The organism is Mesorhizobium sp. WSM4904 (genome assembly GCF_029674545.1).
Taxonomy (GTDB): Bacteria; Pseudomonadota; Alphaproteobacteria; order Rhizobiales; family Rhizobiaceae; genus Mesorhizobium.
In genome coordinates this window covers 506957-519473 of the sequence record NZ_CP121354.1, presented here as the reverse complement: position 1 = coordinate 519473, position 12517 = coordinate 506957, and the positions used below count along the sequence as shown (strand labels likewise).

At 64.6% G+C, this 12517-nt stretch carries 18 protein-coding genes; 14 read left to right on the top strand and 4 right to left on the bottom strand.

Going from position 1 to position 12517, the window contains the following annotated elements; genetic code table 11:
• Positions 1–23: 23 nt before the first annotated feature.
• Genes QAZ47_RS02375 through QAZ47_RS02360 form a run of 4 tightly spaced genes read left to right on the top strand, consistent with a single transcriptional unit; the run spans position 24 to position 1541 of the window.
• Positions 24–326: an urease subunit gamma gene (locus QAZ47_RS02375; RefSeq protein ID WP_040975088.1), complete on the top strand. Its 303-nt coding sequence runs from the start codon at positions 24–26 to the stop codon at positions 324–326.
• Positions 327–351: 25 nt separating this feature from the next.
• On the top strand, positions 352–606 hold the full coding sequence (locus QAZ47_RS02370; RefSeq protein WP_278232375.1) for a DUF1272 domain-containing protein: 255 nt from the start codon (positions 352–354) through the stop codon (positions 604–606).
• Positions 607–634: 28 nt separating this feature from the next.
• Positions 635–1228, top strand: a complete 594-nt coding sequence (locus QAZ47_RS02365) for a HupE/UreJ family protein (RefSeq protein ID WP_278232374.1) — start codon at positions 635–637, stop codon at positions 1226–1228.
• A 7-nt stretch (positions 1229–1235) separates the two neighbouring features.
• A complete protein-coding gene (locus tag QAZ47_RS02360) occupies positions 1236–1541 on the top strand; it encodes an urease subunit beta (protein ID WP_128163277.1) in 306 nt (101 codons plus the stop codon).
• A 20-nt stretch (positions 1542–1561) separates the two neighbouring features.
• Here QAZ47_RS02360 and QAZ47_RS02355 read toward each other — a convergent pair whose 3' ends face one another.
• Both QAZ47_RS02355 and QAZ47_RS02350 read right to left on the bottom strand, forming a co-directional pair.
• On the bottom strand, positions 1562–2005 hold the full coding sequence (locus QAZ47_RS02355; RefSeq protein ID WP_278205392.1) for a hypothetical protein: 444 nt from the start codon (positions 2003–2005) through the stop codon (positions 1562–1564).
• A gap of 240 nt (positions 2006–2245) precedes the next feature.
• Positions 2246–2611, bottom strand: coding sequence for a hypothetical protein (locus QAZ47_RS02350; protein ID WP_278232373.1), 366 nt, complete (start codon positions 2609–2611; stop codon positions 2246–2248).
• A gap of 188 nt (positions 2612–2799) precedes the next feature.
• Here QAZ47_RS02350 and ureC point away from each other — a divergent pair, with 188 nt between their 5' ends.
• From ureC to QAZ47_RS02310, 8 genes are all read left to right on the top strand, one after another.
• Positions 2800–4515: an urease subunit alpha gene (gene ureC, locus QAZ47_RS02345; RefSeq protein ID WP_278233756.1), complete on the top strand. Its 1716-nt coding sequence runs from the start codon at positions 2800–2802 to the stop codon at positions 4513–4515.
• A 93-nt stretch (positions 4516–4608) separates the two neighbouring features.
• Positions 4609–5202, top strand: coding sequence for a hypothetical protein (locus QAZ47_RS02340; protein ID WP_278075025.1), 594 nt, complete (start codon positions 4609–4611; stop codon positions 5200–5202).
• Positions 5203–5260: 58 nt separating this feature from the next.
• Positions 5261–5866, top strand: a complete 606-nt coding sequence (locus tag QAZ47_RS02335) for a glutathione S-transferase family protein (RefSeq protein WP_278232372.1) — start codon at positions 5261–5263, stop codon at positions 5864–5866.
• Entirely contained in the window at positions 5863–6438 is a 576-nt protein-coding gene (locus QAZ47_RS02330; RefSeq protein ID WP_278232371.1) for an urease accessory protein UreE, read from the top strand. The genes QAZ47_RS02335 and QAZ47_RS02330 overlap by 4 nt, the downstream gene beginning before the upstream one ends.
• On the top strand, positions 6431–7102 hold the full coding sequence (locus QAZ47_RS02325; RefSeq protein ID WP_278233755.1) for an urease accessory protein UreF: 672 nt from the start codon (positions 6431–6433) through the stop codon (positions 7100–7102). Before QAZ47_RS02330 ends, QAZ47_RS02325 begins: the two co-directional genes overlap by 8 nt.
• On the top strand, positions 7099–7539 hold the full coding sequence (locus QAZ47_RS02320; RefSeq protein ID WP_278232370.1) for a DUF3995 domain-containing protein: 441 nt from the start codon (positions 7099–7101) through the stop codon (positions 7537–7539). Before QAZ47_RS02325 ends, QAZ47_RS02320 begins: the two co-directional genes overlap by 4 nt.
• Entirely contained in the window at positions 7536–8168 is a 633-nt protein-coding gene (gene ureG / locus QAZ47_RS02315; protein ID WP_278232369.1) for an urease accessory protein UreG, read from the top strand. The genes QAZ47_RS02320 and ureG overlap by 4 nt, the downstream gene beginning before the upstream one ends.
• Positions 8169–8306: 138 nt before the next feature.
• Positions 8307–9074, top strand: coding sequence for a class II aldolase and adducin N-terminal domain-containing protein (locus QAZ47_RS02310; protein WP_278205382.1), 768 nt, complete (start codon positions 8307–8309; stop codon positions 9072–9074).
• Positions 9075–9436: 362 nt separating this feature from the next.
• Here the strand turns inward: QAZ47_RS02310 and QAZ47_RS02305 are convergent, their stop codons facing one another.
• On the bottom strand, positions 9437–10069 hold the full coding sequence (locus tag QAZ47_RS02305) for an HAD family phosphatase (RefSeq protein WP_278232368.1): 633 nt from the start codon (positions 10067–10069) through the stop codon (positions 9437–9439).
• 202 nt (positions 10070–10271) lie between these two features.
• Here QAZ47_RS02305 and QAZ47_RS02300 point away from each other — a divergent pair, with 202 nt between their 5' ends.
• Complete coding sequence (locus tag QAZ47_RS02300; RefSeq protein WP_278075032.1) at positions 10272–11231, top strand: sugar-binding transcriptional regulator; 960 nt, start codon at positions 10272–10274, stop codon at positions 11229–11231.
• A gap of 67 nt (positions 11232–11298) precedes the next feature.
• Here the strand turns inward: QAZ47_RS02300 and QAZ47_RS02295 are convergent, their stop codons facing one another.
• Positions 11299–11484 (bottom strand): hypothetical protein, encoded by a 186-nt coding sequence (locus QAZ47_RS02295; RefSeq protein WP_278075033.1) that lies wholly within the window; start codon positions 11482–11484, stop codon positions 11299–11301.
• Positions 11485–11594: 110 nt separating this feature from the next.
• Here QAZ47_RS02295 and gcvA point away from each other — a divergent pair, with 110 nt between their 5' ends.
• Positions 11595–12503, top strand: coding sequence for a transcriptional regulator GcvA (gene gcvA, locus QAZ47_RS02290; protein WP_278232367.1), 909 nt, complete (start codon positions 11595–11597; stop codon positions 12501–12503).
• The last annotated feature ends 14 nt before the right edge of the window (positions 12504–12517 follow it).

The following is a 12517-nucleotide window of genomic DNA, read 5'->3' as shown; positions in this document are numbered from 1 at the left end:
GATCTCGAATACTGGGAAGACGCATGAATCTCACGCCGCGTGAAAAGGACAAGCTGCTGATCGCCATGGCGGCGATGGTAGCGCGCAAGCGGCTGGAGCGCGGCGTCAAGCTCAACCACCCCGAGGCGATCGCGCTGATCACCGACTTCGTCGTCGAGGGCGCCCGCGACGGCCGCTCGGTGGCCGAACTGATGGAGGCTGGCGCGCATGTCGTCACCCGCGCCCAGGTCATGGACGGCATTGCCGAGATGATCCACGACGTCCAGGTCGAGGCGACATTTCCCGACGGCACCAAGCTGGTGACCGTGCACGAGCCGATCAGGTGAGGGCCGATCCGGTGAGGAGGAACCAATGCTGGAATTGAGGCCCAATTGCGAATGCTGCGACAAGAACCTGCCGCCGGAGGCTGTCGATGCGCGGATATGCACCTTCGAATGCACCTTCTGCGCCGACTGCGCGGAAGATGTGCTCGGCGGCGTCTGCCCAAACTGCGGCGGCAATTTTGCACCGCGGCCGATCCGGCCGGCGGCAATGCTGAAGAAGTATCCGGCATCGACCAGGCGTGTGCTCAAGGCCGAGGGCTGCGGCCCGCGCACGGCCGCCTGATCCGGCAACATCGAAAGGAAAGCCGCCCATGATCTCCGCTTCGACGAAACGCATCTCGCTCGCCGCGCTCCTGCTCTTGGCAGCAGCGATGCCGGCTTACGCCCATGTCGGCATCGGCACGACCTCGTCCTTCGCGGCCGGCTTCACGCACCCATTCTCCGGCCTCGACCATATGACGGCGATGATCGCCGTCGGCCTGTGGGCGGTGATGAAGGGCGGCAGGGCTATCTGGGCATGGCCGCTTGCTTTCGTCGGCGTGATGCTCGCGGGCGGCGCGCTCGGCATGCTGCATGTGCCGGTGCCCTTCGTCGAGCCGGGTATCCTCGCTTCGGTCGTGGCGCTTGGCCTGCTGGTCGCGCTGGCGGTCGACCTGCCTGTCTCGGCCGGCATCGCCGTCATCGGCCTGTTCGCGCTGTTCCACGGCCATGCGCATGGCACCGAGGTGCCGCAGAATGCCGGCGGCCTCGAATATATGGCCGGCTTTGCCGCTGCGACGGCGCTTCTTCATGCCGCAGGTATCGCGGCCGCGCTCGGCCTTGGGCTGCGCTTCCGCGGCCTGGCGCGTGCCGCCGGCGCTGCCTGTGCGGCGGTCGGCATTGGCCTTGCATTCGGCATGCTGTGAGGGCGCGATGATCCCGGGCGAAGTGATCACGGCAAAGGGCGAGATCGAGTTGAACAAAGGTCTGCCGACGGTGACGCTCAAGGTCGCCAACAGCGGCGACCGGCCGATCCAGGTCGGCAGCCACTACCACTTCTTCGAGACCAATGAGGGGTTGAAATTCGACCGCGAACGCGCTCGCGGCATGCGTCTGGACATCGCCGCCGGCACCGCCATGCGCTTCGAGCCCGGACAGGAGCGCGACGTCACGCTGGTGCCGCTCGGCGGCAAGCGCGAGGTCTATGGATTCCAGCAGAAGGTGATGGGCAAGCTGTGAGGTATGGCGGCGCGCTCAAATCACTTCGGCGGGGGCTTGGCGGCCGCGTAGATGACGATCTTGCCGGGATTGTCGAATTCCACGGCGAGCACGTCGTCGGCGAGAACGCGCCGCGAGTCGATCGCATTGAAGAGCAGCGCGTTCGCTTCGATCTCCTGGCGCAGTTCCGTGACATCGTCCTGATGCTGCTTCACCTTGTTCTCGATCGCCGGCGGCGGTCCGCCCTCGCTGCGTGCCGCATCCGTCAGGAAGACGATATCGACGGTGTCGAGCTTGGTCGTCTTGCGTACCGTGCCGATGTTCTCGCGTGTGCGGTCAATGGCGGTGATGACCTTGCCGGCTTCCGTCTTCGACAGCGTCTCTTCCTGCCGGATGTCGGAGTCGACAATCGCCGCACCCGGCTTGGTGTTGTCCAGCGGCTGCGCCGGGAAAGCGGCGCGCGGCACGGCGGCTGTCAGAAACATGGCCGCCGCCATAGCTGGAAACGCTATTTGGACGCGGCCCTTCATCGCTCGCTCCTGACTGAATTTCCGGTGGGGCGAAAAGAGCGAAACGACTCTTATGGGCCACAGGTTCCCTTGGACCTTGCGCCGGCAAGCCCGAACCCGGCCCGCCAGCGCTTGCCAGGCGACTTTTCCAGGGCCTTGCTTTTACGCGATTCCGGACGGAAGACCGCTACACACTTTTCCTGGAATCGCTCTCGGTCAGCTTGCCTTCTTGGTGATCAGGGTCAGCGCGCCATTGGGCTGCAGGCTGGCGGCAATCACCTGCGCCGAGCTCATGCCCTTGGCTTCGAGCGCGGATTTCACCTTCGGCGTCGCGTCGATCGATTTGCGCAACGTCTGCAGGCCGGCGTCGCCGCGTTGCGCCACGATCTGGTTGACCTGTGTTTGCGTGTCCTTGGGCAGTTCGGTGATGTCGACGATGCTGACGCTCTCGATCGTCGGTGGCTTGGCGGGTGCAGGCGCGGTCGGCGCCGGGCTCGGCTGCGGCGCCGGCTGCTGCTGAGCACTGGCCGCACCCGCCAGCATCAAGGTGGCGGCGGCGGCGAAAACGATCGTCTTGCGCATGGATATTCCTTCCATCGGTTTAGCAAACGGCTTCGGAATGGTCCCGCCCACCTCGGCCGCCAGATGGGAACGCCCAAATGGGAACGCAAAGTGTCGCTGAGCGGGTCATTGCGTGACCATTGGATGGCGACAATGTGCGCACCAGGCCGGATCAACCTTTTCGGCAACCTCACTTTCGGGAGCAATCGCTGATGGCCAAAATCACCCGTGCCGCCTATGCGCAGATGTATGGCCCGACGGTCGGCGACAAGGTGCGGCTGGCCGACACCGAGCTCTTCATCGAGGTCGAGAAGGATTTCACCGTCCTTGGCGAGGAGGTGAAGTTCGGCGGCGGCAAGGTGATTCGCGACGGCATGGGCCAGAGCCAGGTGCCAAGGGCCGGCGGCGCCGTCGACACCGTCATCACCAACGCGCTGGTCGTCGATGCGCTGACCGGAATCGTCAAGGCCGATATCGGCCTGAAGGACGGCCGTATCGCTGCGGTCGGCAAGGCCGGCAACCCGGATACGCAAGACGGCGTCACCATCATCATCGGCCCGGGGACCGAGATCATCGCCGGCGAAGGCAAGATCCTGACGGCCGGCGGCTTCGACGCGCATATCCATTTTATTTGCCCGCAGCAGATCGAGGAAGCGCTGATGAGCGGCATCACCACGATGCTGGGCGGCGGCACCGGTCCGGCGCATGGCACCTTGGCCACCACCTGCACGCCGGGGCCTTGGCACATGGCGCGCATGATCCAGTCCTTCGACGCTTTCCCGATGAATATCGGCCTGTCCGGCAAGGGCAATGCGTCGCAGCCCGCCGCGCTGGAAGAGATGGTGCTCGCCGGCGCCTGCTCGCTGAAGCTGCACGAGGACTGGGGCACGACGCCGGCCGCGATCGACTGCTGCCTGTCGGTCGCCGACGCTTACGACGTGCAGGTGATGATCCACACCGACACGCTGAACGAATCGGGCTTTGTCGAGAACACGGTAGCGGCAATCAAGGGCCGCACCATCCACGCCTTTCACACCGAGGGCGCCGGCGGCGGCCACGCGCCCGACATCATCAAGGTCTGCGGCCTGCCCAACGTCATCCCGTCCTCGACCAATCCGACAAGGCCCTACACCGTCAACACGCTGGCCGAGCATCTCGACATGCTGATGGTCTGCCATCATCTGTCGCCGTCGATCCCCGAGGACATCGCCTTTGCCGAAAGCCGCATCCGCAAGGAGACGATCGCGGCCGAGGACATACTGCACGATATCGGCGCCTTCTCCATCATCTCCTCCGACAGCCAGGCCATGGGCCGCGTCGGCGAGGTCGCGATCCGCTGCTGGCAGACCGCCGACAAGATGAAGCGACAGCGCGGATCATTGCCGCAGGAGACCGGCGACAACGACAATTTCCGCGTCCGCCGCTACATTGCCAAATACACGATCAACCCGGCGATCGCGCATGGCTTGTCGAAAGAGATCGGCTCGGTGACGGTGGGAAAGCGCGCCGATCTGGTGCTGTGGAACCCGGCCTTCTTCGGCGTCAAGCCGGAAATGGTGCTGGTCGGCGGCACCATCGCCGCCGCCCCGATGGGCGATCCCAACGCTTCGATCCCGACGCCGCAGCCGATGCATTACCGGCCGATGTTCGGCGCCTATGGCAAGGCGCTGACCAACTCGTCGGTGACCTTCGTCTCCAAGGCCGCCTTCGGGGCCGGCCTGCAGGAGAAACTCGGTGTCGACAAGGCGATGGTCGCGGTGGAAAACACGCGCGGCGGCATCGGCAAGCACTCCATGGTGCTCAACGACGCCACGCCGCATGTCGAGGTCGATCCGGAGACCTATGAGGTGCGCGCCGATGGCGAGCTCCTGACCTGCGAGCCCGCGACGGTGCTGCCGATGGCGCAGCGGTATTTTCTGTTTTAGGCCGATTGCGCTTTCCGGTGAGCGGGCAAATTCCGTTGCGGCTGGAGTGTGGACCCTGCACTATGCGGTTGAGCAACTGCATAGCGGACAACCATGCCCACCGAAATCGCCTCTCCCCACGACATCTTCCCGCATATCCGCATCGTCATGGGCATGGTGATCGGCCTCGGCGTTACCCGGCTGCTGTCCGGCGTCGCCCGCATCGTCCAGCATCCCGGCCAGTACCGGCTCTATGCCGTGCATCTCGCCTGGGTCGGCTCGGTTCTCTTGATGCTGGTGCATTTCTGGTGGTGGGAGTTCGGGCTCTACGCCATCCAGTCATGGACCTTCGGCAAGTACCTTTTCATCATCTTCTATGCGATCACGCTCTTCCTGCTCTGCGCGCTGCTGTTTCCGGATTCGATGCTCGATTACACCAGCTACGAGGACTATTTCTATTCGCGGCGCGCCTGGTTCTTCGGCCTGCTCGGCGCAACTTACCTGCTCGATATAATCGACACGCTGCTCAAGGGCCCGGAGCATTTCGCCCGCTTCGGCAATGAGTATCTGATCCGCACGCCGGTGTTCGCGGCGCTTTGCCTGGTCGCGATCCTGGTGCGCGACCGCCGCTTCCACATCGCCTTCGTCGCGGCGGCCCTGATCTACCAGATATCCTTCATCCTGCGGCTCTTCGACACCATCGTCTGAGCGGCATTGGGTCAACGGGTGGGATAGTTTAGGGTCGAGGAAAAGGCAGGGCTCAACCATGTACAAGGCCGTCGGATCGCGAGGTTCCCGGGTCAGCCGCGTGCTCTGGATGCTCGAGGAGCTCGGGCAGCCCTACGAATTCGTCGAGGTCAAGCTGCGCTCGCCCGAGGCTTATGCGCTGAACCCCTCCGGCAAGGTGCCGATCCTGATCGACGGCGACCTGAAGATCACGGACTCGGCGGCGATCTGCGTCTATCTGGCGGACAAGCATACGGATAAGGGCATGGGCGCCAATCCGGGCCTCGTCGGCCGCGCGGAGATCGATTCCTGGATGCATTTCGCCCAGAGCGAGCTGGAAGCGCCGCTGTGGAACAAGCTGCGCCATCGTTTCCTGCTGCCCAAGGACGTGCGCGTCGATGTCGGCCCTGCAACCGCGCATGACTTTGCATCCGAAGTGAAGGCGCTTGCCCGCCGGCTCGGCGACAGGCCCTTCGCGCTCGGTGACCGCTTTTCGGCCGTCGACGTGCTGCTCGGCGACATCGGCGGTTGGGCCCGCGCCGGCCGGTTCCCGATCGACTCCGATCGGGTTAATGCCTATTTCGATCGTGTTCTGCAGCGCCCGGCCCGCGCTCGCGCGCAAGCCAATGGAGGAGCCTTCAAATGAAGCTCGATATCCGCACCGATTTCACCAAGTTTCCGCGTGCCGTCTCGGTGGTTCCGGCCCGCGAGGCGGGCGCGGCCGTGGTCTATGACAAGGCGGTGCTTGCCCATGACGAGCGGCATCTGCGCCGCCGCGCCATCGAGACGGCGGGCGGCGGCAAGGTTCTGGTCGACCTGCCGGAGCCGGTGGCTCTGAACAATGGCGACCGGCTGGTGCTGGAGGACGGTCGTCAGCTGGAGATCGTCGCCGCGCCGGAAGAGGTCTACGACATCCGCGCTCGCGATGCCGTGCATCTCACCGAGCTTGCCTGGCACATCGGCAATCGTCATCTCGCAGCAAGCATCGATGCGGATCGCATCCTCATCCTGCGCGACCATGTCATCAAGGCGATGCTGGAGGGGCTCGGAGCCACTGTCAACGAGGTGCTGGAACCGTTCAATCCGGTGCGCGGCGCCTACTCCGGCCATGGCCACGACCATGATCATCATGGTCACGGCCATCACGATCACGGCCATCACGATCATGATCACTCGCATGAACATCATGACCATGGCCATCACCATCACCATGACTGAGCGGCCTACCGGCGCCGCGCTGCTGCGGCTGATGGCATGGCTGTCGCCGTCCTTTCCGGTCGGCGGTTTTTCCTACAGCCATGGCCTCGAACGTGCCGTGCATGACGGGCTGATCGCCGACAGCAAAGATCTTGCCGCCTGGCTGGAAACGCTGGTCGAGATGGGCTCGGGCTGGAACGATGCCGTGCTCTTCGCCGAAAGCTGGCGGCGCGCGCGTGACGGCGGCGATCTGACGGAAGCGGCCGCGCTTGCCGAGGCGCTCACCGGCTCGCGGGAGCGGCACCTGGAAACCATGCTGCAGGGCGCGGCTTTCCTCAAGGCGGCCTCGGCCTGGCCGTGTCCCGCGTTGGAGCGCTTGCCGGCCGATTGCCCCTATTGCGTCGCCGTCGGCGCGGTTGCCGGGAGCCACGGCATCGGCTTGGCGGAGGCGTTGTCGGCTTTCCTGCAGGCCTTTTTCTCCAATCTCGTGCAGGCCGCCATCCGGCTCGGCGTTGCAGGGCAGGTCGATGCCGTCGCTTTGTTAGCCGGCTTTGAATCATTGGCATTGTCGGCGGCCGCTCGTGCCGCCAATTCTTCGCTCGACGATCTCGGTGGCTCCGCCTTCATCTCCGACATCGTGGCGATGAAGCACGAAACCCAATATTCGCGTCTGTTCCGCTCATGACCGTTCTCGCCTTCGCCCTTTCTGTCGTCCTGCTCCTGATAACCACGCTGCATGTCTATTGGGGTATCGGCGGCATCTGGCCCGGGACTGACACAAAATCCTGCGCCCGCGCCGTCGTCGGCTTTCGCGGCGTCGACGAAATGCCGTCGTCATTGGCGAGCTTCGCCGTCGCTGCTTGCCTCGCGCTTGCCACGCTCTGGCCTCTGGCGCTCGAAAGCGTCTTTGCCTCGCCGTTTCCGAAGCAGGGGCTTGCCGCCACCGCGCTGCTGATCGGTCTCGTTTTCCTTGGCCGCGGCATCGTCGGTTTCACGCCCTGGTGGCGCCGGCTGGCGCCGGAGCAGCCTTTCGCGCGGCTCGATCAGCGCCTCTATTCGCCGCTCTGCCTGCTGATCGGGCTGGGCTTCGCCATCCTCGCCATCACGGAGTTTCCGGCATGACACAAGCCAACGGCCCCCTTCGCATCGGCATCGGCGGCCCCGTCGGTTCCGGCAAGACGACGCTCACCGAAAAACTCTGCAAGGCGCTGCGAGACCGGTTCTCCATCGCCGTCGTCACCAACGACATCTACACCAAGGAAGACGCCATGATGCTGGCTCGCCTGCAGGCGCTGCCGGAGGAGCGCATCGTCGGCGTCGAGACCGGCGGCTGCCCGCACACCGCCATCCGCGAAGACGCCTCGATCAACCTGCGGGCGATCGCCGAGCTGAACAAAAAATTCCCCGACCTCGACGTCATCTTCATCGAATCCGGCGGCGACAACCTTGCCGCCACCTTCTCGCCGGACCTTGCCGATTTGACCCTCTATATCATCTCGGTCTGCCAGGGCGAGGACATTCCTCGCAAAGGCGGTCCAGCCATCACGCGCTCGGATTTCCTCGTCATCAACAAGAGCGATCTGGCGCCCTATGTGAACGTCAACCTCGACGTCATGGAAGGCGACGCCACCCGCATGCGCGGCAAGCGGCCCTTCGGCTTCACCGATCTGTCGCGCGGCAAGGGGTTGCAGGAGGTGATCGACTTCATCGTCGAGCATGGCGGGCTGCAATCGGCGCGGCCGGCGGCCTGATCCACGGCCTGACCCACCAGTTTGCGGTTGCTGGCTGCGGTTGGGCGCGGCATTCTCCAGCAATTCCAGGAAAAGTGCGTAGCGGTTTTCCGTCCGGAATTGCGTAAAAGCAGAACCGCCAGAACCGGAGGATTTTCGATGAGCCTTGCCCGTTTGCACAAGGAACCGCTGAGCAACCTGCCCTATTACGAGGAGCGCGTCGATCTCGCCGCCGCTTTCCGCTGGACGGCGCGGCTCAACATGCATGAGGCGGTCGCCAACCACTTTTCGCTGTCGGTCAACGAGGACGGCACGAAATTCCTGATGAATCCCAACCAGGTGCATTTCTCGCGCATCAAGGCGAGCGACCTGCTTCTGATCGACGCCAACGATCCCGACACGCTGTCGGGCCCGAATGCGCCCGATCCGACCGCCTGGGGCCTGCACGGCGCCATCCATCGCAACGTGCCGCATGCGCGCTGCGCCATGCATGTGCATTCGATCCACGCTACCGTGCTCGCTTCGCTGGCCGACTCGACGCTGCCGCCGATCGACCAGAACTCGGCCATGTTCTTCAACCGCCACGTCGTCGACGCCCACTATGGCGGGCTCGCCTTCGAGGAGGAGGGCGAACGCTGCTCCAAGCTTCTGACCGACCCCAAGGTCAAGGTCATGGTCATGGGCAATCACGGCGTGATGGTCATCGGCGACACTGTCGCCGACACCTTCAACCGCATGTTCTATTTCGAGCGCGCCGCCGAGACCTACATCAAGGCGCTGTGGACCGGCCGTCCACTGCGCACGCTCTCCGACGAGATCGCGGAAAAGACGGCGCGCGAGGTGGACGACTATCCCGGCCAGGCCGAGCGCCATCTTTCGGAGCTGAAGGCGATCCTCGACGAGGAAGAGCCTGTTTACCGGAACTGAAGCTTTTGTCCTGCTCCCCCGGTTACGCCACGCAATGCACACATCTTCTGTGACTGGCGTGACTGGTAAGGCCGCGGCTTGATTGCCACGTGGTTCCCCCAATCCGTCGCTGCTTCGCAGCGCCACCTTCCCCCCTCCGGAGGGAAAGGAAGGGAGCGTTGCCGGACGAGCGTTGACGGCAAAACCTTGGCGCCTTTCCTCTTCCCCGTCGATCGGGGGAGAGGTGGCTCGGCGAAGCCGAGACGGAGTGGGGGTCGACCAGCACTACATTAGACAATGCATGCGCCAAGCTGCCATGCACGCTATAGCCAAAGACCAGTCGCGAAGGGGATGAGGGGCAGCGCTGACGCTCGGAAGTTTGTTCAGAGCCCCAATTGCGCCCGCAATTCATCCGCGCTGTTGATGACGACAGCGCCGGGCGGTCCTTCCATCGGCGCCTCCGGCCAGAAGATCGTCTTCATGCCGGCCGCCAGTCCAGCCATGGCGCCGGTCCGGCTGTCGTCGACCGCGACGGCGTCCGCCGGGTCGACGCCCGCAAGATAGGCGGCGCGCAGGAACGGTTCCGCATGCGGCTTGCCCAGGCGCACGTCATTGCGGCTCACCGTGTGCATGCCGGGATAGACGAGACCGACCGCACCGAGATTGGCGTCGACGATCAGGCGGTCGGAATTGGACACCACGGCCTGCTCGACGCCCAACGCGCGCAATTCGTTGAACACCTCGATCGCGCCGGGGCGCGGCTTCAGCGTTTCGGCCATCGGCAGATAGTGGTCGTATTTGCGCACGATCCAGTCGTCGAAAGGCAGGTCGAGGCCGAACTGGTCGCGCAGCATTTCGTAGACCGGCCATGCCGCGATACCGAGCACCCGTTCGTGCAGATCGGTCGGCGGTGCGATGCCGACGCTGCGCAGCGCGGCCACGAGGGCGGCCTCGTGCAGCGGCTCGCTGTCGACCAGCGTGCCGTCCATGTCCCAGAAAACCGCTTTCGGCGTCATGCGAGGCTCCTTTTGCCGATCCCATAATGCCTTTCCCCATCGAGATAAACCGTCCGGCCGGCAAATGGTTGAAGCAAGGCGAATTGATTCGTCCGCGACAGTTGCTCGCGGTAAGCAATTGCTCTTTCAATTGACAATTGCGCATAACCGCTTTCGCTGTAATCTATAGCGCCCGCCCACGTGCGGGCTGGGGAGGCAGGATGTGAACTCGCGACAGGAAACCGGCAACACCAGATTGGACGACGCTGCGCGCGCCGGCTGGCTCTACTACGTCGCCGGCAACACGCAGGATCAGATCGCCGCCAAGCTCGGCATTTCCAGGCAGACGGCGCAGCGGCTCGTGTCGCTGGCGATGTCGGAAGGCCTGATCAAGGTGCGCGTCGATCATCCGATCGCCAATTGCCTCGACCTTGCCGCGCGGCTGAAGTCGCGCTTCGCGCTCGATCTGGTCGAAGTGGTGCCAAGCGATCCGACCTCGTCCTCGACGACGATCGGCGTCGCCGAGGCCGCGGCGGCCGAGATCGAGCGGCGGCTGCGTTCGGCCGCGCCGATCGTCATGGCGATCGGCACCGGGCGCACGCTGAAGGCGGCGATCGAGCAGCTTCCGCCGATGGAGTGCCCGCAGCACAAGGTCGTGTCCTTGACCGGCAACATCTCGCCCGACGGCTCGGCCGCCTTCTACAACGTCATCTTCACCATGGCCGACCGGGTCAAGGCGCGCTCCTTCCCGATGCCGCTGCCGGTCATCGCCTCCTCGCCGGAAGAGCGCGACATGCTGCTCAGCCAGCCGATGATCCAGCCGACGCTGGCGCTCGCCGCGGAAGCCGACGTCACTTTCGTCGGCATCGGCGATCTCGGCCCGAAGGCACCGCTTTACGAGGACGGCTTCATTTCGGAAGGGGAACTCAAGGCGCTGCAGAAGGCGGGCGGCGTCGCCGAGATCGTCGGCTGGGTGTTCGACCGCGAAGGCCGCATGATCGAAGGCATCACCAATGATCGGGTGTCGTCCGCCGCCTTGCCGTCGCGCGAGAGATCGCTGGTCATCGCGTTGGCCATGGGCGAGCGCAAGCTGCCGGGCATCCTCGCCGCCGTGAACCGGCGGCTGGTCAACGGCCTCATCACCGATGAACGGACGGCCGCCGCGCTTCTCGGCGGCGCGTGACCGGAGCCGGAGGCCCGGAAGGCCCATGCATCATGATCAGCCGCTCGCCGATAAAAGGGAGCCCCGGCTATTCGTAGCGTTCGCGCGGATCGTTGCCGTCAAGAAACCCCATGTCCCGCTGCAGATGCGGCGACAATTCCCGGATATCGACATAACCGCGCCTGCGGCTGGCGAACCATGAAAATTCCCGCGCCAGCAGCGAAATCCAACTGCGAGCCGGGGTCGAAACGATTTTTTCCTGCATCGTGGTCATGATCGTCAGCCTTCGCCATGCTTGAACTGGATTGATCGTCGACCCCAAATATCGGGTTGGCGGCTTCGCGCTTCCAATTAAACCTCGATCATGACCCATAAGGAGGTTTTATGCCCGATCTGAGCGCCCCACAGCTCGCGCCGCTACCGCCGCTGCAGGCGATTCGGGTGTTCGAAGCGGTGGCCCGGCATCTCTCCTTCACCAGGGCAGCGCAGGAACTCGGCATGACTCAGGCTGCCGCGAGCTACCAGATCAAGCTGCTCGAGGAGCGCATCGGCGCGCCGTTGTTCCTGCGCCGTCCCAAGCAGATCGAACTCACCGAGCCGGGCCGGCGCCTGGCGCCTGCCGTCAGTGAGGCCTTTGCCATTCTGGGTCAGGCCTACGCCGCCGCGCGTGGCGGCGCCGACGGTTTGCTGTGCGTAACCACCGTGCTGACTTTTGCCTCGAACTGGCTGGCGCAGCATCTGGGCTCGTTCCAGCTTGCCCATCCAGCAATTGCCGTGCGGCTCGATACGTCGAGCCGCCTGACCGATTTCGCACGCGAGGATGTCGATATCGCCATCCGCTCGGGCGGCGGCAAATGGCCGGGCCTGGAGGCGCACAAACTGCTCGACGCCGATTTCACGCCGATGCTGAGCCCGAAGCTTGCGGCGAGCATCGGCGGCGTCAAGGAGCCGGCGGACCTTTTGCGGCTGCCGATCCTCGATCCCGGCGATGTCTGGTGGACGCAATGGTTCGAGGCCGCCGGTGTCGCTGGACACGACCTCGCCAAGCGGCCGGGCTCCAGCATGGGCGCGCAGGCCTACGAGGCGAATGCCGCCATGGCCGGCCACGGCGTGGCGATCCTGACCAGGGCGCTGTTCAAGAACGAACTCGCCGATGGCCGGCTGGTCCAGCCCTTCGACCTGGTCGGCGACGACGGCCATGCCTATTGGCTGGTCTATCCCACCGCCCGGCGCAACGTGCCGAAAATCCGCGCCTTCCGCGACTGGATCCTCGCCGAGATCGCCTGCCAGTAGCCGGACACGACAAC

Bases quoted from the DNA above. Each gene is read 5' to 3' on its own strand.
- QAZ47_RS02375 (WP_040975088.1), top strand. From the start codon at position 24: ATGAATCTCACGCCGCGTGAAAAGGACAAGCTGCTGATCGCCATGGCG.
- QAZ47_RS02370 (WP_278232375.1), top strand. From the start codon at position 352: ATGCTGGAATTGAGGCCCAATTGCGAATGCTGCGACAAGAACCTGCCG.
- QAZ47_RS02365 (WP_278232374.1), top strand. From the start codon at position 635: ATGATCTCCGCTTCGACGAAACGCATCTCGCTCGCCGCGCTCCTGCTC.
- QAZ47_RS02360 (WP_128163277.1), top strand. From the start codon at position 1,236: ATGATCCCGGGCGAAGTGATCACGGCAAAGGGCGAGATCGAGTTGAAC.
- QAZ47_RS02355 (WP_278205392.1), bottom strand. From the start codon at position 2,005: ATGTTTCTGACAGCCGCCGTGCCGCGCGCCGCTTTCCCGGCGCAGCCG.
- QAZ47_RS02350 (WP_278232373.1), bottom strand. From the start codon at position 2,611: ATGCGCAAGACGATCGTTTTCGCCGCCGCCGCCACCTTGATGCTGGCG.
- QAZ47_RS02340 (WP_278075025.1), top strand. From the start codon at position 4,609: ATGCCCACCGAAATCGCCTCTCCCCACGACATCTTCCCGCATATCCGC.
- QAZ47_RS02335 (WP_278232372.1), top strand. From the start codon at position 5,261: ATGTACAAGGCCGTCGGATCGCGAGGTTCCCGGGTCAGCCGCGTGCTC.
- QAZ47_RS02330 (WP_278232371.1), top strand. From the start codon at position 5,863: ATGAAGCTCGATATCCGCACCGATTTCACCAAGTTTCCGCGTGCCGTC.
- QAZ47_RS02325 (WP_278233755.1), top strand. From the start codon at position 6,431: ATGACTGAGCGGCCTACCGGCGCCGCGCTGCTGCGGCTGATGGCATGG.
- QAZ47_RS02320 (WP_278232370.1), top strand. From the start codon at position 7,099: ATGACCGTTCTCGCCTTCGCCCTTTCTGTCGTCCTGCTCCTGATAACC.
- ureG (WP_278232369.1), top strand. From the start codon at position 7,536: ATGACACAAGCCAACGGCCCCCTTCGCATCGGCATCGGCGGCCCCGTC.
- QAZ47_RS02310 (WP_278205382.1), top strand. From the start codon at position 8,307: ATGAGCCTTGCCCGTTTGCACAAGGAACCGCTGAGCAACCTGCCCTAT.
- QAZ47_RS02305 (WP_278232368.1), bottom strand. From the start codon at position 10,069: ATGACGCCGAAAGCGGTTTTCTGGGACATGGACGGCACGCTGGTCGAC.
- QAZ47_RS02295 (WP_278075033.1), bottom strand. From the start codon at position 11,484: ATGACCACGATGCAGGAAAAAATCGTTTCGACCCCGGCTCGCAGTTGG.
- gcvA (WP_278232367.1), top strand. From the start codon at position 11,595: ATGCCCGATCTGAGCGCCCCACAGCTCGCGCCGCTACCGCCGCTGCAG.